This is a genomic window from Micromonospora sp. CA-244673 (assembly GCF_050948395.1).
GTDB lineage: Bacteria > Actinomycetota > Actinomycetes > Mycobacteriales > Micromonosporaceae > Micromonospora.
Map to the genome: position 1 here is coordinate 4,018,498 of NZ_CP192019.1, position 19,937 is coordinate 4,038,434.

Genomic DNA, 19,937 nt, shown 5'->3' on the forward strand with positions numbered 1-19,937 from the left:
CCGCGATTCAGCAGAACCAGCCGTCCTGCACCCAGCCGTTGCGGTTGACGTGGCCGTAGGCGAAGCCGTAGACGTAGCCGCCGCTCCTTGGCCCCTTCACCTGGAAGGTCTGCCCGGCGTACAGGGTGCCCATCCAGGCGCCCAGCGGTTCGGTGCGGACGAACAACGATTCGGCGCACACGGTCTCCCGCACACCGATGGTGCCGTTGGCGGCCCGCGCCGGTGACGACACCGCCAGCAGCGCGACGACCGTCGCGGCGGCGACCCCCACACGGGCCAGCCGGACGGGCCGGGATGACGAGGTCACCATGAGTCGTAGCCTCCGATGCACTCGATGCGCACGTAGCCCCAGTCGTTGGGGCCGAAGTCGAAGGTCGCCGCCCAGCCGTTGTAGACCGGGTGGGCACCGGGCGTGTGCCCGATCTTGTTCCCGTACTCCAGCACGCGTTTGAGGCCGTAGGGGCCCGACGCCGAGTCGTAGTTGTCGTAGAAGCTGGCGCTCTGGCAGATGTTGACGGCGTGGCGCGGCACCACGTACGCCTGGGCGGCGGGAGGGGCGCCCAGCATGATGCCCAGTGCCGTCGCGGCCGCGGCCGCCGTGGCAGACATTCGCATATCTAACTCAATCGTTGGAGGTGCGGGCACCGTAGCAGATTGCCACGGCCGCCTTCAACGATGTAGGTTTCTGCCAGACTCGGATCGAGGAGTGGCGATGGCCCGGTGGCGTGGCGTGACCCGGATCGCGACGGCACTGGCCGCCGTCCTGGCGGTGACCGCCCTGACCGCCCCGTCCCCCGCCGCCGCCTGGGGCTACGGCGTCAACCGGGTGCAGACGGCGGCCGAGGACTCGTGGGCGCAGACCGGCATGGGACCGGGCTGGGTGCTGCTGAGCTACAAGGCCAACGGGCCGATGGTCGGCTACCTGTTCGCCCGCGACTTCGTCTTCGCCGACGGCGCCGTCAAGTCCAGCTTCGACCACATGGACATCCGCGACACCGGCGACGCCAGCGCCGGCAACACCGAGGGCATCACCCGCTGGCCCTGGGGCTACGCCGGCGGCAGCTTCGACGGGTGCGCCTACGCCTACGGCACGCGCAAGTTCGCCATCGAGCGCACCGGGTTCATGTCGTCGAGCTGCGCTGGCGGCCCCAACGTCGCCGGCTCCAGCAACGCCGACGGCTCCCCGGACCAGCTGCGGTGGTGGCATTCCGAGCAGGTCTTCTGCACCGCCACCGCCGTCGATCCGCTGTGCAGCCCCTACGGCGTGTGGAGCGAGAACAAGGGTGGCGGGCTCAAGGCCACCACCGCTCGCACAACCTGCTCCGCATTCGGCAACATCGGGGCCGCCGCGGCGTACGGGTCCGGACCGGCCGTCGCCGTCCACCCGCTCGGCGCGGCCCCCGCCGGCGCGCAGATCGACATCCGCTACGTCACCAAGGACCGGCAGTGGATCATGGCGAAGTGGCGCGGCAATCGGTTCGCCGGCGGCATCGCCTGGGCGTTCCTACCCCGATCCTGCGTCTGGTGACCCGGCGCCGACGATCCGCAGCGCCATCTCGGCGTACCGGGCGGCGATGTACTCGGGCACCAGGTCGCCGCCGTCCCGGTACCACCGGCCCACGTCGACACCGAGGGACAGCAGGGCGGCGGCGGCCATCCGGGGGTCCGGGGTCTCGAACACCCCGGCGGTGACGCCGGCCTCCACGAGCTGCCGGATCGACTGCTCGATGTGGTGGCGGATCTCGCGGATCTCGGCCAGGTGCGCGGGGCTGAGCGCGGCCAGCTCGTAGTTCACCACCCGGGTGGTGGTGTGGTCCCGGGCATGGGTCACGACGAAGTCGTGGACCACCCGCCGCAGCGCGGTGGCCGGGTCGGCGGACGACGCGACCGCCGCCCGCACCAGCGCCAGCACGTGCTCGTGCCCGGACCGCGAGATCAGGTAGAGCAGTTCCTCCTTGGAACGGTGGTGCACGTAGAGCGCCGCGGGGCTCAGACCGGCCGCGGCCGCGATGTCGCGGGTGGTCGTGCCGTGGAATCCCCGCTCGGCGAACGCGCTGACGGCCGCGTCGAGCAGCCGGGCGCGCGTCACGTCGGCGCGGGACTGCTCGGCGCTGTCGGTCACCACGTCCGTCCTTCCCTCCTGAGCCTCGGCCGGCATTGATACCACAAATCGGCCGGGGCGGACCTGTTGACGACGCCCGCCGGGCTGTCGCACACTCCCTCAGACACATTCTAAGCAAGCGCTTAGTAAGTTTCGGAGGAGGTGGCCGTGTCGGAGGCCCCGTCGAACAGATTCGCCGGCCGGACGGCGATCGTCACCGGCGCCAGCCGCGGCATCGGCCTGGCCGTCGCCGAACGGCTGGTCGCCGAGGGCGCCCGGGTGGTGGTCACGGGCCGCAGACAGGCGGCGTTGGACGAGGCGGTCGCCCGGCTGGGCGCCGGACGCGCGCTCGGCGTCGCCGGCCACGCCGACGATCCCGACCACCAGGCCGAGGTGGTGGCCCGGGCGGTCGACGCCTTCGGCGGCGCCGACTTCCTGGTCAACAACACCGGCATCAACCCGGCGTACGGGCCGCTTGTCGAGCTGGACCTGGCCGCCGCCCGCAAGGTCTTCGAGGTGAACTGCCTCGCCGCGCTGTCCTGGGTGCAGCAGGTCCACCGGGCCTGGATGGGCGAGCACGGGGGCGCGGTCGTCAACATCTCCTCGGTGGCCGGCGTCCGGCCGGCGTCCGGCATCGGCTTCTACGGCGCCAGCAAGGCGATGCTCACCCACCTCACCCAGCAGCTCGCCGTGGAGCTGGGCCCGGACATCCGGGTGAACGCGGTCGCCCCGGCCGTGGTGAAGACGAAATTCGCCACCGCGCTCTACGAGGGCCGTGAGGAGCAGGTCGCGGCCGCGTACCCGCTCCGGCGGCTCGGCGTCCCCGCCGACGTCGGCGGCGCCGTGGCGTTCCTGCTCTCCGCGGACGCCGCCTGGATCACCGGCCAGCTGCTCGTCGTCGACGGCGGCCTCACCCTGACCGGAGGTGTCTGATGCCGGTGCGGGACAGGGGCGTCGTCGTCACCGGCGCCGGGCACGGCATCGGCCGTGCGCTGGCCACCCGGCTCGCCGCCGAGGGCGCGCGGGTCGTGGTCAACGACCTCGACGCCGAGGCGGCCCTGCGGGTGGCCGAGGCGATCGGCGGGTTCGCCGCTCCCGGCGACGCCGCCGGCGAGCAGGGCGTCGCCGCGCTCGTCGAGACCGCCCGGGGCCACCTGGGCGACATCGACGCCTGGTTCGGCAACGCCGGGATCGACCGCGGGCGCGGGCTCGACGCCCCCGAGGCCGAGTGGGAGGCGAGCCACGAGGTGAACGTCATGGCGCACGTCCGCGCCGCGCGACTGCTGATCCCCGGCTGGGTCGAGCGCGGCGCGGGCCGCTTCGTGGTGACCGCGTCCGCGGCCGGGCTGCTCACGACGCTCGGGAACCCGGCGTACGCGGTCAGCAAGCACGCCTGCGTCGCGTTCGCCGAGTGGCTGGCCGCCACCTACCGGCACCGCGGGGTCGTCGTGCAGGCCATCTGTCCCCAGGGTGTGCGGACCCGGATGCTCGACAACAGCGGTCCCCTGCGGGACCTGATCAGCCGCGACGGCGCGCTCACCCCCGAGGACGTGGCCGAGGCGGCGTGGCAGGCCCTGCACGACGACCGGTTCCTGGTCCTGCCGCATCCCCGGGTGGCCGACTACTACCGGCACCGGGCCACCGACACCGACCGCTGGCTGCACGGCATGAACAAGTTCCAGCAGCAGCTCGAGGAGCAGGGGGGCCTCCGATGAAGGCGTGGCAGGTCACCGCGCTCGGCGAACCGGTCGACGTCCTGCGGCTCGTCGACGTGGCCAACCCGGACCCGGGCCCCGGGCAGCTCGTGGTGCGGGTGCTGGCCAGTCCGGCCAACTTCCCCGACGTCCTCATGTGCCGAGGCGAATACCAGGTGAAGCCGGACCTGCCGTTCACCCCCGGGGTGGAGCTGTGCGGCGAGGTCGTCGCCCTCGGCGCGGGGGTGGACGGGTTCGCCGTCGGCGACCGGGTGCTCGGCGGCGCGACGCTGCCGCACGGCGGGTTCGCCGAGTTCGCGCTGCTGGACGCGGCGAGCACGTTCCCCGCGCCCGCGGCGCTCGACGACGCCGAGGCGGCCGCCCTCTACATCGGCTACCAGACCGGCTGGTTCGGCCTGCACCGGCGGGCCGGCCTACGCGCCGGCGAGACGCTGCTGGTGCACGCCGCCGCCGGCGGGGTCGGCAGCGCGGCGGTGCAGCTCGGCAAGGCGGCCGGCGCCCGGGTCATCGGCGTAGTGGGCGGCCCGGAGAAGGTGGCGGTGGCCCGCGCCCTCGGCGCGGACGTGGTGGTGGACCGGCGCGCCGAGGACTTCGTCGAGGTCGTGAAGGCCGAGACCGGCGGCCGGGGCGCCGACGTCGTCTACGACCCGGTCGGCGGGGACACCTACCAGCGGTCGACGAAGTGTGTCGCCTTCGAGGGCCGGATCCTCGTGGTCGGCTTCGCCGGTGGCCGGATCCAGTCCGCCGCGCTCAACCACGCCCTGGTGAAGAACTACTCGATCGTCGGCCTGCACTGGGGTCTCTACCAGCGCCACGACCCGGCCGCCGTCGCCGAGTGCCATCGCGCCCTGACCGCGCTGGCCGCCCAGGGCGCCCTACGGCCCCTGGTCAGCGAGCGCCTCCCCCTCGCCGAGGTGGCCGCCGGGGTGCAGCGGCTCGCCGACGGCTCCACCGTCGGCCGGGTGGTGTACGTCCCGTGACCGTCCCCCGCCGCACGGCGCCGACCTGTCCCGTCCGTACCCATCGAGGAGTTGACCTGCCATGACCATCACCCGCACCGCCGTCGTCACCGGAGCGGCCCGCGGCATCGGGGCCGCGGTCGCCAAACGGCTGGCCCGCGACGGCTTCGCCGTCGCCGTCGTCGACCTGGACGGGGCGGCCGGCGAGCCGGTCGCGGACGAGATCCGGGCCGCCAGCGGCCGGGCCCTGGCCGTCGGCGCCGACGTCGCCGACGAGCAGGCGGTACGGGCGGCCGTGGACCGCATCGCCGGGGAGCTGGGCGAGCCCACGGTCCTGGTCAACAACGCCGGCATCACCCGGGACAATCTGCTGTTCAAGATGACCGCCGACGACTGGGACGCGGTGGTGAACGTGCACCTGCGGGGCTCGTTCCTGATGACCCGGGCCGTGCAGGGCCACATGACCGGCGCGGGTTGGGGGCGGATCGTCAACCTGTCCAGCACCTCCGCACTGGGCAACCGGGGTCAGGCCAACTACGCGGCCGCGAAGGCGGGGCTGCAGGGCTTCACCAAGACCCTCGCCCTCGAACTCGGAAAGTTCGGGGTGACGGCGAACGCGATCGCCCCCGGGTTCATCGAGACCGAGATGACCGCCGCCACCGCGGCCCGGCTCGGCGTGCCGTTCGAGGAGTTCACGAGGGCCGCCGCAGCGCAGATCCCGGTCGCCCGCACCGGCACTCCGGAGGACATCGCGCACGCCGTGTCGTTCTTCGTGAGCGAGGCCGCCGGCTTCGTGTCGGGCCAGGTGCTGTACGTGGCCGGTGGGCCGAAGGCCTGAGTGGAGGGAGAGACGATGAAGGTCTTCCAGGGCATCGAGGAGCTGGAGCGGGCGGTCGGCACCCACCTCGGGCACTCCGGCTGGCACCGGATCACGCAGCGGCAGATCGACGCCTTCGCCGACGCCACCGGTGACCACCAGTGGATCCACGTCGACCCGGCGCGGGCGGCCCGCAGCCCGTTCGGCGGCACCATCGCGCACGGCTACCTGACGCTGTCGCTGGTGCCGATGCTCGTCTGGCAGGTCTACCGGGTCGACGGGGTGAGCATGGGCGTGAACTACGGCGCCAACAAGCTCCGCTTCCCCGCTCCGGTCCCCGTCGACTCGGAGGTGCGGGCCGGCGTGGAGCTGCTGTCGCTGGTGCCCGGCGGCGGTGGCTACCAGCTGACCGCGAAGGTGACCGTCGAGGTGGCCGGCGCCGCGAAGCCGGCCTGCGTCGTCGAGACCGTCAGCGTCCTGGTCCCGTGACCGCACCGGCGCCGGGGGACCCGCCGGGCCTCGACCTGGCCCGGCTGGGCGCCTGGTTCGCGGCCGAGGTGCCCGGTGCGGCGGGGCTGTCGACCGCCCGGTTGCTCACCGGCGGGAAGTCCAACCTCACCTACGAGGTCGGTGACGGGCGGACGGCGTGGATCGTGCGGCGGCCCCCGCTGGGGCACGTGCTGTCGACCGCGCACGACATGACGCGGGAGTACCGGGTCATGTCGGCGCTGCGCGCCACCGACGTGCCGGTGCCGGCGACGTACGCGCTCTGCGCGGACGCCGACGTGCTGGGCGCGCCGTTCTACGTCATGGAGCGGGTCGCCGGCACGGCGTACCGGCACGCCGCCGAGCTGGAGCCGCTCGGGCCCGAACGCACCCGGGTCGTCTCGACCCGGCTGGTCGACACCCTGGCGGCCCTGCACGCGGTCGACCCGGCGGCCGTGGGGTTGGTCGACTTCGGCCGGCCGGCGGGATTCCTGGCCCGGCAGGTGCGGCGGTGGCGCACGCAGCTCGACGCGTCGCACTGCCGGGACCTGCCGGCCGCCGACGAGCTGTACGCCCGCCTGGCGTCCGGCGTGCCGGCCGAGTCGGCGCCGGGCATCGTGCACGGCGACTACCGCCTCGACAACGTGCTCGTGGACGACCGCGACCGCCTCGCCGCGGTGATCGACTGGGAGATGGCCACGCTCGGCGATCCGCTCACCGACCTGGCGCTGCTCGTGCTCTACCAGCGTCTCGGCCGGCTCGTCGGGACGGCGGTGGCCGAGGCGTCCTCCGCGCCCGGCTTCCTGGCCGAGGACGAGATCCTCGACCGGTACGCGACGGCGAGCGGGCGCGCCCTCCCGCCCCTCGGCTTCCATCTCGGCCTGGCGGCCTTCAAGCTGGCCGCGATCCTCGAGGGCATCCACTTCCGCCACCTGCGTGGCCAGACCGTCGGCGCCGGCTTCGCGCAGCTCGGCGAGGTCACCGAACTCCTCCTCGATGCCGGCCTGACCTACCTGAAGGAGCACTGATGGACTTCTCCCTGGACCCGCGGACCGAGGGGCTGCGCGACAACCTCCTGGACTTCATGGACCACCACATCCACCCGGCCGAACCGGTCTTCCACGAGCAGCTCGCTCAGCTCGCCGACCGCTGGGCGTGGGACTCGGCGCCCGTGCTCGCGGAGCTGCGCACCGCCGCGCGGAAGCGCGGCCTGTGGAACCTGTTCCTGCCGGGCGAGCACGGCGCCGGCCTGACCAACCTCCAGTACGCCCCGCTCGCGGAAATCACCGGGCGGAGCCCCCTGGCGCCCGCCGTGCTGAACTGCGCCGCTCCGGACACCGGCAACATGGAGGTGCTGGCGATGTTCGGCACCGGCGAGCAGCGCAGGCAGTGGCTGGAACCGCTGCTCGACGGTGCGATCCGGTCGTCGTTCGCCATGACCGAGCCCGACGTGGCCTCGTCGGACGCCACGAACATCGCCACCCGGATCGAGCGGGACGGCGACCACTACGTGATCAACGGCCGGAAGTGGTGGATCACCGGCGCGATGAACCCGAACGCCCGGATCTTCATCGTCATGGGCAAGACCGATCCGCACGCCGAGCGGCACCGCCAGCAGTCCATGGTGCTCGTCCCGCGGGAGACCCCGGGCCTGGAGATCACCCGCGGCATGGAGGTGTTCGGGTACGACGACCACGACCACGGCGGGCACGCCGAGCTGGCGTTCCACGACGTGCGCGTGCCGGCGGAGAATCTCATCGGCGCCGAGGGCGACGGCTTCGCGATCGCCCAGGCCCGGCTCGGCCCCGGCCGCATCCACCACTGCATGCGCTCGATCGGCCTCGCCGAGCGGGCCGTCGAGCTGATGTGCGCCCGCGCCGAGCAGCGGGTCGCGTTCGGCCGGCCGCTGGCCGAGCAGGGCGTGGTCCGGGAGTGGATCGCCGAGTCGCGGGTGCGGATCGAGCAGCTGCGCCTGCTGGTGCTCAAGACGGCCTGGCTGATGGACACGGTCGGCAACAAGGGCGCGCACACCGAGATCCAGGCCATCAAGATCGCCACCCCGGCGACCGTGCAGTGGATTCTCGACAAGGCCATCCAGGTGCACGGCGCCGCCGGCCTGTCCCAGGACTTCCCGCTGGCGGCCGCGTACGCCGGCATCCGCACCCTGCGGTTCGCCGACGGGCCGGACGAGGTGCACCGCAACGCCCTGGCCCGGCACGAGCTGCGGCGCCAGGCCGCCGCGCGGCAGCGGAACGACACCGGGCGCCCGACGGCCTAGGGTGGTGGTCATGGCAGGCCCCGCCCCCTCCGCCGCCCGGAACCCGCTCACCGTGCTCACCCTCGACGACCTTCGGCAGCGCAGCAGCGTGAAGTGGCGGATGCATCCGCCGGACGTGCTGCCGCTCTGGGTCGCCGAGCAGGACGTGCCCCTCGCTCCCCCGGTGGCCGACGCGCTGCGCCGCGTGATCGACCTCGGTGACACCGGCTACCCCCACGGGACGGCGTACGCCGACGCGCTCGGCGAGTTCGCCGCCGACCGCTGGGGCTGGCACGACTTCCGCGTCGAGCACACCACCGTCGTCCCCGACGTGATGATGGGCATCGTCGAGGTGCTCCGGCTGGTGACCGGTCCCGGCGACGCCGTGGTGGTCTGCTCCCCCGTCTACCCGCCCTTCTACGCCTTCGTCAGCCACGCCGGCCGGCAGGTGATCGAGGCCCCGCTCGGACCGGACCTGCGGATGGACCCCGCCGCCCTGGACGAGGCGTTCCGCCGGGCCCGGGCTCTCGGGCACCGGCCCGCGTTCCTGCTGTGCAACCCGCACAACCCGACCGGCGTGGTCCACCGCCGGGACGAGCTCGACGCCGTGGCCGACCTGGCCGGCCGCCACGGCGTACGGGTGATCTCCGACGAGATCCACGCCCCGCTGGCGCTCCCCGGGGCGCACTTCACCCCGTACCTCACGGTGGCCGGCGCCGAGGACGCGTTCGCCGTGACCTCCGCCTCCAAGGCGTGGAACCTCGCCGGCCTCAAGGCGGCGGTCGCGGTCGCCGGGCCACGGGCCGCCGCCGACCTGCGCCGCATGCCGGAAGAGGTCGGCCACGGCCCCAGCCACCTGGGCGTCCTCGCGCACACCGCCGCGTTCCGTGCCGGCGGGCCGTGGCTCGACCTCCTCCTCGACGGCCTCGACGCCAACCGCACCCTGCTGGAGTCCCTGCTGGCGAAGCACCTGCCGACCGTGGCCTACCACCGCCCCGAGGGCACCTACCTGGCCTGGCTCGACTGCACGGCGCTGGGCATCGACAGCGGGCAGCCGTCCGGCGAGCCCGGGGTGGCCAGCGACGTCGCGGGGCCCGCGAGGATGTTCCTCGACCGGGCTCGGGTGGCCCTCAGCTCGGGGCACGTCTTCGGCACCGGCGGGGCCGGCTTCGTACGCCTCAACTTCGCCACGTCCCCGGCGATCCTCACCGAGGCCGTCACCCGGATGGGCCGGGCCGTCGACGCGCTCGAACCCCCGCCTCCCGGGGCGGCGGCGGGAGGCACGGCCCGTGGCCCGGCTCACGGGTGCGCCGCCGTTTCGGGTTGACCCGCCCCGGGTATCTGCGGCCTGCCGGCCGGTAGGGGTCCGAGGTGACCGCCCCCGTCCGCCGCAGACGTGGAGGGAAGGGCAGGGTCACTCGGTGGTGAACTCATCCGTGAGGCCGACGATGTCGAGGACCGCGACGGTGATCCGGGAGGGCCTGCGCAGCACCAGGCTGCAGCCCGCCGAGCCGGCTCGCCCGCGGGCTGTCAGCAGCGCGTTGACGCCCGCGGCGCAGAAGAAGCTCACCCCGCTCAGGTCGAGCACCAGCACCGGGGGCGCGTGGCCGGACAGCAGCCGGTCGACGAGGCGGACGAGCGGGTCGACGGTCGCCATGTCGACCGGGCCGCCGACCTGCACCACGACCGCCGGGCCCTCCCGGGCCCACGTGAGGGACAGGATCGGCGGGCGGGTGATCGCCGGCGCCACCGGGTGCTGTGCGTGATGGACGGACATGAGCTGCTCCTCGATCGAGGGTGGCCGGACCTGGTTGACAGCCGGGCTCGCTCGTCGGCGGCCGGCACTGGTCCTGGGCTCATGTCCGAACCCACCTCGACCCTAGCCGCATCCCGCCCGATTGGCACCCTGCCGATCGGGGAAACATGCGCTCCCCAACAAAGAAAGGCAGTGGTCGCTGCTCCCTCAGGGGGCCGGCACATGGAGTTCAGGAGGTAGCGGTGCCGTCCGATACTGCTGACCGGCATCTGGCCTCGGCCTACGGCCGGCTGTTGACGCTGCTCGCCGATTCGCCCCACGTCGACGTGTTCCTGGACCAGATGGTCCGGGTCGCGACGGAGGTCGTCGCCCCGGCCGTGGCCTGCGGGTTGACGGTGCGCCGGGACGACGGCGCGTTCACGGTCGCCAGCAGCGGCGACCTCGCCGCACAGGGCGACGAGATCCAGTACGGGGCCGACGAGGGGCCCTGTCTCGAGGCCCTGCGCCAGGGGCAGGTCGTGGAGGTGTTCGACCTGCGCGACGATGACCGCTGGTGCGGCTACCGGGAACACGCGCTCCGGCTCGGCATCGTCAGCTCGCTGTCGCTGCCCATGACGGTCGACGGCGAGACCGTCGGCGCGTTGAACCTCTACGCCACCCGGGCGCGCGCCTTCACGGACACGGCCCGGCGGCAGGCCCTGGCCTTCACGGATCAGGGGTCCGCGGCGCTGGGCGTCATCCTCCGCCAGGCCGACCAGACGCTCCTGCATCGGCAACTCACCGACGCGATGGCCTCCCGCAGCGTCATCGACCAGGCCCTCGGTGTGGTCATGGGCCAGCAGCGGTGCACCGCCGCGGAGGCCTTCACCCTGCTCCGCCAGGCGTCGCAGCACCGCAACCGCAAGCTGCGTGACGTTGCCGCCGAGATCATCACCCAGGTCAGCGGCGCGTCCCCGCAGCCGGCTCCCGGGTTCGTGCCACCGCGCCAGCTGTCGTGAGGATGGCGCGGGGGTGACGGCGCGGCCCGGTCGGCGCCCGACGGGCACCGCGACGGCCGCGGACCGTGCCGCGGCCGTCGCGGGACGGTGTTCAGCGGTTGCGCAGCGGCGCGAGCGCGGTGCTCCAGGCCACGACCTGGTCGAGCGTGGTGTTGAGCGCGTCGTGCTGGAACTGGCTGGGCTTGAAGACGCTGAAGTTCTCGAAGTCGGTGAAGAGCGACAGCGCCACCTGGGACCGCACGTCGGCCATCTGCAGCTCGCCGGCGATCAGCCGCAGGTGCTCCACGGCCCGGGCGCCGCCCGCGGAGCCGTAGCTGACGAACCCGACCGCCTTGTTGTTCCACTCGGCGTAGAGGAAGTCGATGGCGTTCTTCAGGGCGCCCGACGTGGAGTGGTTGTACTCCGGGGTGACCATCACGAACCCGTCGAACGACGCGATGGTGCTGGCCCAGCGCAGCGTGTGCGGCTGGGTGTACTGGCCCATGGCCGGCGGGTACGCCTCGTCCAGGTGCGGCAGCTGGTGATCCAGCAGATCGATGAGCTCGAACTCCGCGTCGCCGCGCTGCTTGGCGATGTCGACCGCCCAGCGGGCGACAGCCTCGCCGTTGCGACCCGGGCGGGTGCTGCCGAGGATGATTCCGATCCTGGTCATGTCGTGGTGCCCTTCCAGAAGTCCTTGACTGGTCAAGTAGAAGCTAGCCTTTTGTTGCTTCGTCAAGCAATCTTTGGACCGGTGGCGGTCGTCACGGTTCCGACATGTCGTTGCTCGGTCAAGCAAGTAGGATGGGGGCATGTCCGCAGCCGCACCGAAATCCCCGCGCCCCCTCGACGCCGAGGAGGAAGCGCTGGTCCGGGCGCTGGGCCGGATCATGCACGTGCTGCCCCGCGCGATCGACGCCGACATGGTGGGCGACCGCCAGCTGCCCCTCACCGAGTACACGGCGCTCATGCACCTCTCCGAGGCGCCCGACCGGCGGATGCGGATGAGCGAACTCGCCGCCGCGTGCCAGCTCTCCCTGAGCGGGATGACCCGCACCATCGGCCGGCTGGAGACGCAGGGCCTGGCCGAGCGGGTCAAGTGCTCCGAGGACGCCCGCGGGTGGAACGCCGTTCTCACCGACGCCGGCCTCGCCCGGCTCCAGGAGTCCTGGCCGAGTCACCTGGCCAGCGTGCGGCGGCGGTTCCTCGACCACTTCGAGGGCATCGACCTCGTCCAGTTGGCCCGCGCGTTCCAGCGCGTCGGAACGGCCGACTGAGCCCTCCCGCGGTCACGGCGGCCCGGACCCGCCCGGCCGTCGCGCGGCGCGGGCGGCCGGACCGGGATCCGGTCAGCTCAGCAGCTCCCGGACGCGCGGGACGACCCGCGTGCCGTAGAGCTCGATGGCGGTCATCAGGGACCCGTGCGAGAGCCCGCCCATGCCGTACTTCATCTCGAAGCGGTTCGCGCCGAGCACCGTGAGGTTCGCGGCGATCTTCCGGGCGACGGTCTCGGGCGACCCGACGTACAGCGCGCCGTGCGGCCCCACCTCGCGCAGGAAGGGCTCCCGCGTGGGTACGGCGAAGCCGCGGGTCCGGGCCACCCGGCCGAGCACCTGCTGGTAGCGGGGGAAGAACTCCTCGCGGGCCTGCTCGTCGGTGGCGGCGACATGCCCGGGCGAGTGCACGCCGATCGGCAGCGGAGCCTTGCCGAGCTGCGCGAGCGCCTGGTGGAACAGCCGGGAGAAGGGCGCGAAGCGGGCCGGCGATCCGCCGATGATCGCGAGCATCAGGCCGTAGTCGTACCGCGCGGCCCGGATCACCGACTGCGGGTTGCCGCCCACGCCGATCCAGGCCGGGAAGGGTCCCGACTCGGTGTGCGGCACGACGTCCTGCTCGTGCAGCGGCGCCCGCATGGCGCCCTTCCAGGTCACCGGTCCACCCTTGCGCAGCTCGGCGAAGAGTTGCGCCTTCTCCTCGAAGAGCTGCTCGTAGTCGGCCAGGTCGTAGCCGAACAGCGGGAACGAGTCGATGCTGGACCCCCGGCCGAGGATCACCTCGGCCCGGCCGCCGGAGACCGCGTCGAGGGTGGAGTAGCGCTGGAAGACCCGTACCGGGTCGTCGGAGCTGAGCACCGTGACGGCCGAGCCGAGGCGGATCCGGGTGGTACGGGCGGCGATCGCGCCCAGCACCACGTCGGCGGCGGAGAGCGGGAAGTCGTCGGTGTGGTGCTCACCGATCCCGAAGAAGTCCACGCCGACCTGGTCCGCGAGGACACCCTGCTCGACGATGTCGCGGATCGTGCGGGCGTGCGAGAGCGGCCGGTCGTCGGCGTCGTGGGTGACGTCGCCGAAGGTGTCCAGGCCGAGCACGAGCGGAAAGGCGGCCGGGCGTACCGGGTCCGACGGTGCTGTGGTCACGATGAGCCTCTGTCTGTGTGATGGGAGTGGGCGAGCGCCCGCGTGAACCCGGTCCGGCCCAGCGGCACGCCGAAGACCGGGCCACCGGGCTGGAGCAGGCGGCCGGCGGGCAGGCTGTCCAGCGGGACGGCGTCGTAGCCGATGCCCTCGATGAGGTCCGCCACGGCCCGCACGGCGGCCGGGTCGTCCCCGGCGACGCCGAGCGCGCGGCGATCCGGCGCTCCCGCCGGGCGCCGGTCGTCCTCGAGCTCGTGGTAGCCGATGTGGTTCAGCGTCTTCACGACCGTCGACCGGGCGAGCCGCCGCTGAACGATCTCGCTGCTGCCGTGCCGGGGGTCGTCGAACATCTCCTGGACACCGTCGACGGGCGGCCAGTAGTTCATCGTGTCGACGACGAGCTTGCCGGCGAGCAGGGCGGGATCGAGGTCCGGGAACCGGTGCAGCGGTATCGCCAGCACGACGATCCCGGCGTCGGCGACGGCGTCGGCCGCCCAGCGCGCCTCGGCGCCGGGGGCCAGCACGCCGGTGATCAGGGCGATGTTCGCGGGGTCGCCGGAAGCCGCGATCGTCACCGGAGACCCGGAGGCCATCGCCACCCGGGCGATCACCGGTCCGGTGTGCCCGGCGCCGAGCACGGCGACCCGCGGCCGGGACGACAGGGCCGTCGCCGGGGCCGGAGCGACGCCCACGGCGAGATCGTCGTCCCGCATACCTGCCACCTCATTTCCTTGACCGGTCAAGCATATCTCGCATGCTTGACCGGTCAAGGAAGCCTCGATCACACGGACCGTCCCGTCGGCGCGCGACCTCGGTGCCGCGGCGCCCGCTGACCGCCAAAAAGTTTTGTTCGGTTCCTACAACTGGCGCCGCTCAGGCTTCGGCGGTTACGACATGGCGCGGGCCGCCGGCAGCGGGAAAGGTGATCACTGCCGGGGGCCGTCGCCTCGCGGCGCGTACATCGTGGGTCCAACGGAGGGGTCGGTCGGGTGTTCAGCCGTATCGCCATCGTCAACCGTGGAGAGGCCGCGATGCGGCTCATCCACGCCGTCCGGGAGCTGGCCGCGGAGACCGGGACCCGGATCGAGACCGTCGCCCTGCACACCGACGTCGACCGCGACGCCACGTTCGTGCGCGAGTCGGACGTCGCCTACGACCTCGGTCCCGCGTCCGCGCGCCCGTACCTGAACCTGGCCGTGCTGGAGCGCGCGCTCGTGGAGACCCGGGCGGACGCCGCCTGGGTCGGCTGGGGCTTCGTGGCCGAGGACCCGGCGTTCGCCGAGCTGTGCGACAAGATCGGGGTCGCCTTCGTGGGGCCGAGCCCGGAGGCCATGCGCCAGCTCGGTGACAAGATCGGCGCGAAGCTGATCGCCGAGGAGGTCGGCGTGCCGGTCGCGCCGTGGAGCCGCGGCGCCGTCGAGACCCTGGACGCCGCCCGCGCCGCGGCGGCCGAGATCGGCTACCCGCTGATGCTGAAGGCCACCGCCGGCGGCGGCGGGCGCGGCATCCGCGTGATCACGAACGAGGCCGAGCTGGACGACGCGTACGAGCGCACCAGCCAGGAGGCGGCGCGGGCGTTCGGCAGCGGCGTCGTGTTCCTGGAGCGCCTGGTCACCGGCGCCCGGCACGTCGAGGTCCAGGTGATCGCCGACGGCCAGGGCACCGCGTGGGCGCTGGGCGTCCGGGACTGCTCGGTGCAGCGACGCAACCAGAAGGTCATCGAGGAGTCGGCGTCGCCGGTGCTCAGCCCGGAGCAGGCCGCGGAGCTCAAGGCGTCGGCCGAGCGGCTGGCCGTGGCGGTCGGCTACCGCGGCGCGGCGACCGTCGAGTTCCTCTACCACCCCGGCGACCGGCTCTTCGCGTTCCTCGAGGTCAACACCCGCCTGCAGGTGGAGCACCCGATCACCGAGTCCACCACCGGGTTCGACCTGGTCAAGGCTCAGCTGCACGTGGCAGCGGGCGGGCGCCTCGACGGCGAGCCGCCCGCGGAGCGGGGCCACGCCATCGAGGCCCGGCTGAACGCCGAGGACCCCGACCGCGACTTCGCGCCCTCCCCCGGTCGCATCGCCCGCCTGGACCTGCCGGCCGGGCCGGGCATCCGGGTGGACACCGGCGTGAGCGAGGGCGACACCATCCCCGCCGACTTCGACTCGATGATCGCGAAGATCATCGCCTACGGCCGGGACCGCGACGAGGCGCTCGGCCGGCTGCGCCGGGCCCTGGCGAACACCACGGTGATCATCGAGGGCGGCGCGACGAACAAGAGCTTCGTGCTCGACCTGCTCGACCAGCCCGAGGTCGTCGACGCCAGCGCGGACACCGGCTGGATCGACCGCGTCCGCGGCGAGGGCCGCCTCGTCGCGCACCGGCACTCCGCCGTCGCGCTGGCGGCCGCCGCCATCGAGGCGTACGAGGAGGAGGAGCGCGTCGAGCGGCAGCGACTGCTGTCGACGGCGGCCGGCGGCCGGCCGCAGGTGCAGCACAAGAGCGGGCGCCCGCTGGACCTCAAGCTCCGCGGCGTCGGCTACCGGATGCGCGTGGCGCGCGTGGGCGCGCACCGGTTCCGGGTCGGCATCGAGACGGCCGGCGGCGTCCGCACGGCCGACGTCGAGCTGGACCGCTTCGACCGGCACACCGGGCAGATCGTCGTCAACGGCGCCCGGTACCGCCTGCTCACCGACACCCACGGCCCGATCCACCTGGTCGAGGTGGACGGCGTCACGCACCGGGTCAGCCGGGACGAGGGCGGGGTGCTCCGCTCCCCCATGCCCGCGCTGGTCGTGGCCACCCCGCTGGCGGTCGGCGCCGAGGTCGAGGCGGGCGCGCCGGTGCTGGTGCTGGAGGCCATGAAGATGGAGACGGTGCTGCGGGCGCCGTTCAAGGCGCGACTGAAGGAGTGCGCCGTCTCCGTGGGCAGCCAGGTGGAGGCCGGCGCGCCACTGCTGCGGCTGGAGCCGGTCGCCGACTCCGACGCCGAGGCCACCGACGCCCCGGCCGCGGCCACCGTCGAGCTGGACCTGCCCGCCGAGCCCGGTGCGGTCCCGGCGCGCACGAGGGCCGCGCGCGGCCAGGAGGACCTGCGCGGCCTCCTGCTGGGCTTCGACGTCGACCCGCACGACGACCGCCGGGTGCTCGACGACTACCTCGCCGCCCGCCGGGCGGCGACCGAGGAGGGCCACCGGCCGCTGGCCGAAGAGCTCGAACTCGTCAACGTGTTCGCCGACCTCGCCGAGCTGAGCCGCAACCGGCCGACCGGCGAGGACGGCGACGGCCACGTCCCCAGCGCCCGCGAGTACTTCCACACCTACCTGCAGAGCCTCGACATCGAGCGGGCCGGGCTGCCGAACGCGTTCCAGGCCAAGCTCGCCAAGGCGCTCGGCCACTACGGGGTCACCGACCTGGAGCGCTCCCCCGCGCTCGAGGCCGCCGTGTTCCGGATCTTCCTCGCCCAGCAGCGGGCGTCCGCCGACGCCACGGTCGTCGCGGCGCTGCTGCGGTCCTGGCTGCGGGAGCCGCCGCCGGACGACACGCTGCGCGAGCCCGCCGGCCTCGCGCTGGAGCGGCTGGTGGCCGCGACCCAGGTCCGCTTCCCGGTGGTCGCCGACCTCGCCCGTGGCGTGGTGTTCGCCTGGTTCGCCCAGCCGCTGCTGCGCCGCAACCGCGCCCGCGTCTACGCCGAGGTCCGCCGGCACCTGCGCCACCTGGACGCGCACCCGGACGCCCCGGACCGCGGCGACCGCGTCGCCGAGATGGTGCGCAGCACCGAGCCGCTGGTGCGGCTGCTCGGCCAGCGGCTCGTGCGCGACCACCTCGACAACGCGGTGATGCTGGAGGTGCTGACCCGGCGGTACTACGGGAACAAGGGGCTCACCGCCGTCGGCACCCGCGAGGTCGCGGGCTGCACGTTCGTGGTCGCCGAGCGCGCGGACTCGAGCGTGGTCTCCGCCGCGGTGCGCTTCGACGCGCTCGGCGGCGCCCTGCGCGGGCTCGCCGAGCTGGCGGGTGGCGCGGACCCCATCGACGCCGACATCTACCTCGCCTGGGAGGACCAGCCCGAGGACTTCGACGGGATGGCCGCCGCGCTGCACGAGGTCATCGAGGCGCACCCGCTGCCGCCGCAGGTCCGCCGGGTCACCACCACCGTGGCGGGCCGTGCCGGCGCGGTGATGCACCACCACTTCACCTTCCGCCCGTCGGGCAGTGGGATGGCCGAGGAGCGGCTGATCCGCGGCCTGCACCCGTACATCGCGCAGCGGATGCAGCTGGAGCGGCTGCGCGAGTTCGACCTGACCCGCCTGCCGTCGTCGGACGAGGAGGTGTACCTCTTCCAGTGCGTGGCGCGGGAGAACCCGTCGGACCAGCGCCTCGTGGCGTTCGCGCAGGTGCGCGACCTGACCGCGCTGCGCGAGCACGACGGGCGGCTGGTCGCCCTGCCGACGACCGAGGACACCGTCGCCGCCTGCCTCGACTCGATCCGGCGGGCGCAGTCGCGGCGACCGGCGAAGACGCGCTTCCAGACCAACCGCATCGTGATCTACGTCTGGCCGCCGAGCGAGCTGACCCGCGAGGAGATGGAGATGATCGCCGGGCGGGTCCGCCCGACGACCGCGGGCGCCGGGCTGGAGGAGATCCTGTTCATCGCGCGGCAGCGCGACCGGAGGACCGGCGAGCTGACCAAGATCGCCGTACGGATCTCGTTCAACGCCACCGGCGGCGCCGAGCTGAGCGTCGGCGAGCCGCCGGTCGAACCGGTCGAGCCGCTGGACGACTACCGGCTGAAGGTGCTGCGCGCGAGCAGCCGCAACACGGTGTACCCGTACGAGCTGACCGGCCTGCTCGGTGACTTCGTCGAGCACGACCTCGACGAGAAGCACGCGCTGGTGCCGGTCGACCGGCCCCGGGGGCGCAACACCGCGGCGATCGTGGCGGGCGTGGTCACCACGCCGACCCCGCGGCACCCGCAGGGCGTCACCCGCGTCGTGCTGCTCGGCGACCCCACGAAGGCGCTCGGCGCGCTGTCCGAGCCGGAGTGCCGCCGCGTGATCGCCGCGCTGGACCTGGCGGAGCGGATGGGGGTGCCGCTGGAGTGGTACGCGCTGTCCGCCGGCGCCCGGATCTCCATGACCTCCGGCACGGAGAACATGGACTGGGTGGCGGCCGCGCTCAAGCGGATCGTCGAGTTCACCCAGGACGGCGGTGAGATCAACATCGTGGTGGCGGGCATCAACGTCGGCGCGCAGCCGTACTGGAACGCCGAGGCGACGATGCTCATGCACACCCGGGGCGTCCTGGTGATGACGCCGGACTCGGCCATGGTGCTCACCGGCAAGCAGTCGCTCGACTTCTCCGGCGGCGTGTCGGCCGAGGACAACTTCGGCATCGGCGGCTACGACCGGGTGATGGGCCCGAACGGGCAGGCGCAGTACTGGGCGCCGGACCTGCCCGCCGCCCGGGACGTGCTGATGGCGCACTACGAGCACACGTACGTGGCGCCGGGCGAGGCGGCGCCGCGACGGGCCACCACGACCGACCCCGTCGACCGGGACATCTCGGACTTCCCGCACACCGTGGCGGGCAGCGACTTCACCACCGTCGGCGAGATCTTCTCCGCCGCGGCCAACCCGGACCGGAAGAAGCCGTTCGACATCCGGACCGTGATGCGGGCGCTCTCCGACCAGGACCACCCGGTGCTGGAACGCTGGGCGGGCATGGCCGACGCGGAGACCGCGGTGGTGCAGGACGTGCACCTCGGCGGCATCCCGGTGTGCCTGCTCGGCATCGAGTCCCGGGCGGTGCCGCGCCGCGGCTTCCCGCCCACCGACGGCCCGGACACCTACACGGCCGGCACGCTGTTCCCGCGCTCGTCGAAGAAGGCCGCGCGGGCGATCAACGCGGCCAGCGGCAACCGGCCGCTGGTGGTGCTGGCGAACCTGTCGGGCTTCGACGGCTCACCCGAGTCGATGCGCAAGCTGCAGCTGGAGTACGGCGCCGAGATCGGCCGGGCCATCGTGAACTTCCGCGGGCCCATCGTGTTCTGCGTGATCTCCCGCTACCACGGCGGCGCGTTCGTGGTGTTCTCCAAGGCGTTGAACCCCACCATGACCGTGTTGGCGCTGGAGGGCTCGTTCGCCTCGGTGCTGGGCGGCGCCCCGGCCGCCGCGGTGGTCTTCTCCGGCGACGTCAACGCCCGCACGGCGACCGACCCGCGGGTGCGGGACCTGGAGGCCCGCGTGGCGGCCGCCTCCGGCGCCGACCGTGCCGCGCTGACCGCGGAGCTGGACGAGCTGCGCTCGTCGGTCCGCGCGGAGAAGCTCGGCGAGGTGGCCACGGAGTTCGACCGGGTGCACCACATCCAGCGCGCCGTCGAGGTCGGCTCGGTCGACGCCGTCATCCGCGCGGCGGAACTCCGCCCGCGCGTCATCGACGCCATCGAGGCGCACCTGCGGTGACCCGCC

Annotated in this window: 19 protein-coding genes; 12 read left to right on the forward strand and 7 right to left on the reverse strand. The window is 73.4% G+C overall.

Features of this window, described 5'->3' with window-relative positions:
• Positions 1-7 precede the first annotated feature (7 nt).
• Together ACQP12_RS18830 and ACQP12_RS18835 are read right to left on the reverse strand one after the other, a co-directional pair.
• A complete protein-coding gene (locus ACQP12_RS18830) occupies positions 8-310 on the reverse strand; it encodes a hypothetical protein (protein WP_357946873.1) in 303 nt (100 codons plus the stop codon).
• Complete coding sequence (locus ACQP12_RS18835) at positions 304-609, reverse strand: hypothetical protein (RefSeq protein WP_433280573.1); 306 nt, start codon at positions 607-609, stop codon at positions 304-306. The genes ACQP12_RS18830 and ACQP12_RS18835 overlap by 7 nt, the downstream gene beginning before the upstream one ends.
• 103 nt (positions 610-712) lie before the next feature.
• Between ACQP12_RS18835 and ACQP12_RS18840 the strand changes: the two genes are divergently transcribed.
• Positions 713-1,528 carry a hypothetical protein gene (locus ACQP12_RS18840; protein WP_433280575.1) on the forward strand — a complete coding sequence of 272 codons (816 nt, stop codon included), beginning with the start codon at positions 713-715 and terminating at the stop codon, positions 1,526-1,528.
• Here ACQP12_RS18840 and ACQP12_RS18845 read toward each other — a convergent pair.
• Complete coding sequence (locus ACQP12_RS18845) at positions 1,505-2,122, reverse strand: TetR/AcrR family transcriptional regulator (protein WP_433280577.1); 618 nt, start codon at positions 2,120-2,122, stop codon at positions 1,505-1,507. The two genes, ACQP12_RS18840 and ACQP12_RS18845, sit on opposite strands and share 24 nt — an antisense overlap.
• Before the next feature lie 147 nt (positions 2,123-2,269).
• Between ACQP12_RS18845 and ACQP12_RS18850 the strand changes: the two genes are divergently transcribed.
• The 8 genes from ACQP12_RS18850 (at position 2,270) to ACQP12_RS18885 (ending at position 9,662) form a co-directional block, all read left to right on the forward strand.
• A complete protein-coding gene (locus ACQP12_RS18850) occupies positions 2,270-3,034 on the forward strand; it encodes an SDR family oxidoreductase (RefSeq protein WP_433280580.1) in 765 nt (254 codons plus the stop codon).
• Entirely contained in the window at positions 3,034-3,816 is a 783-nt protein-coding gene (locus ACQP12_RS18855) for an SDR family oxidoreductase (RefSeq protein WP_433280582.1), read from the forward strand. The genes ACQP12_RS18850 and ACQP12_RS18855 overlap by 1 nt, the downstream gene beginning before the upstream one ends.
• Entirely contained in the window at positions 3,813-4,796 is a 984-nt protein-coding gene (locus tag ACQP12_RS18860; protein WP_433280584.1) for an NADPH:quinone oxidoreductase family protein, read from the forward strand. The genes ACQP12_RS18855 and ACQP12_RS18860 overlap by 4 nt, the downstream gene beginning before the upstream one ends.
• Positions 4,797-4,857: 61 nt before the next feature.
• Positions 4,858-5,613 carry a 3-oxoacyl-ACP reductase FabG gene (gene fabG / locus ACQP12_RS18865; RefSeq protein WP_433280587.1) on the forward strand — a complete coding sequence of 252 codons (756 nt, stop codon included), beginning with the start codon at positions 4,858-4,860 and terminating at the stop codon, positions 5,611-5,613.
• Positions 5,614-5,628: 15 nt separating this feature from the next.
• Positions 5,629-6,081, forward strand: coding sequence for a MaoC family dehydratase (locus tag ACQP12_RS18870; protein WP_433280589.1), 453 nt, complete (start codon positions 5,629-5,631; stop codon positions 6,079-6,081).
• Positions 6,078-7,106, forward strand: a complete 1,029-nt coding sequence (locus tag ACQP12_RS18875; RefSeq protein WP_433280591.1) for a phosphotransferase family protein — start codon at positions 6,078-6,080, stop codon at positions 7,104-7,106. Before ACQP12_RS18870 ends, ACQP12_RS18875 begins: the two co-directional genes overlap by 4 nt.
• A complete protein-coding gene (locus ACQP12_RS18880) occupies positions 7,106-8,356 on the forward strand; it encodes an acyl-CoA dehydrogenase family protein (RefSeq protein WP_357946847.1) in 1,251 nt (416 codons plus the stop codon). The genes ACQP12_RS18875 and ACQP12_RS18880 overlap by 1 nt, the downstream gene beginning before the upstream one ends.
• A gap of 10 nt (positions 8,357-8,366) precedes the next feature.
• A complete protein-coding gene (locus tag ACQP12_RS18885; RefSeq protein WP_433280593.1) occupies positions 8,367-9,662 on the forward strand; it encodes a MalY/PatB family protein in 1,296 nt (431 codons plus the stop codon).
• An 87-nt stretch (positions 9,663-9,749) separates the two neighbouring features.
• On the opposite strand, the gene ACQP12_RS18890 is transcribed toward ACQP12_RS18885, so the two are convergent.
• Positions 9,750-10,112, reverse strand: coding sequence for an STAS domain-containing protein (locus ACQP12_RS18890; protein ID WP_433280595.1), 363 nt, complete (start codon positions 10,110-10,112; stop codon positions 9,750-9,752).
• A 221-nt stretch (positions 10,113-10,333) separates the two neighbouring features.
• Between ACQP12_RS18890 and ACQP12_RS18895 the strand changes: the two genes are divergently transcribed.
• A complete protein-coding gene (locus ACQP12_RS18895) occupies positions 10,334-11,089 on the forward strand; it encodes a GAF and ANTAR domain-containing protein (RefSeq protein WP_433280597.1) in 756 nt (251 codons plus the stop codon).
• Between the two features lie 91 nt (positions 11,090-11,180).
• Here ACQP12_RS18895 and ACQP12_RS18900 read toward each other — a convergent pair whose 3' ends face one another.
• On the reverse strand, positions 11,181-11,741 hold the full coding sequence (locus ACQP12_RS18900) for an NADPH-dependent FMN reductase (RefSeq protein WP_433280599.1): 561 nt from the start codon (positions 11,739-11,741) through the stop codon (positions 11,181-11,183).
• 139 nt (positions 11,742-11,880) lie between these two features.
• On the opposite strand from ACQP12_RS18900, the gene ACQP12_RS18905 reads away from it, so the two are divergent.
• Positions 11,881-12,345, forward strand: coding sequence for a MarR family winged helix-turn-helix transcriptional regulator (locus tag ACQP12_RS18905; protein WP_433280601.1), 465 nt, complete (start codon positions 11,881-11,883; stop codon positions 12,343-12,345).
• Between the two features lie 72 nt (positions 12,346-12,417).
• Here ACQP12_RS18905 and ACQP12_RS18910 read toward each other — a convergent pair whose 3' ends face one another.
• Both ACQP12_RS18910 and ACQP12_RS18915 read right to left on the reverse strand, forming a co-directional pair.
• Positions 12,418-13,485, reverse strand: coding sequence for an LLM class flavin-dependent oxidoreductase (locus ACQP12_RS18910; protein ID WP_433280604.1), 1,068 nt, complete (start codon positions 13,483-13,485; stop codon positions 12,418-12,420).
• Positions 13,482-14,195, reverse strand: a complete 714-nt coding sequence (locus ACQP12_RS18915) for an NADPH-dependent F420 reductase (protein WP_433280606.1) — start codon at positions 14,193-14,195, stop codon at positions 13,482-13,484. The genes ACQP12_RS18910 and ACQP12_RS18915 overlap by 4 nt, the downstream gene beginning before the upstream one ends.
• Positions 14,196-14,471: 276 nt before the next feature.
• Here ACQP12_RS18915 and ACQP12_RS18920 point away from each other — a divergent pair, with 276 nt between their 5' ends.
• Complete coding sequence (locus tag ACQP12_RS18920; protein ID WP_433280607.1) at positions 14,472-19,931, forward strand: carboxyl transferase domain-containing protein; 5,460 nt, start codon at positions 14,472-14,474, stop codon at positions 19,929-19,931.
• Positions 19,932-19,937: the final 6 nt, after the last annotated feature.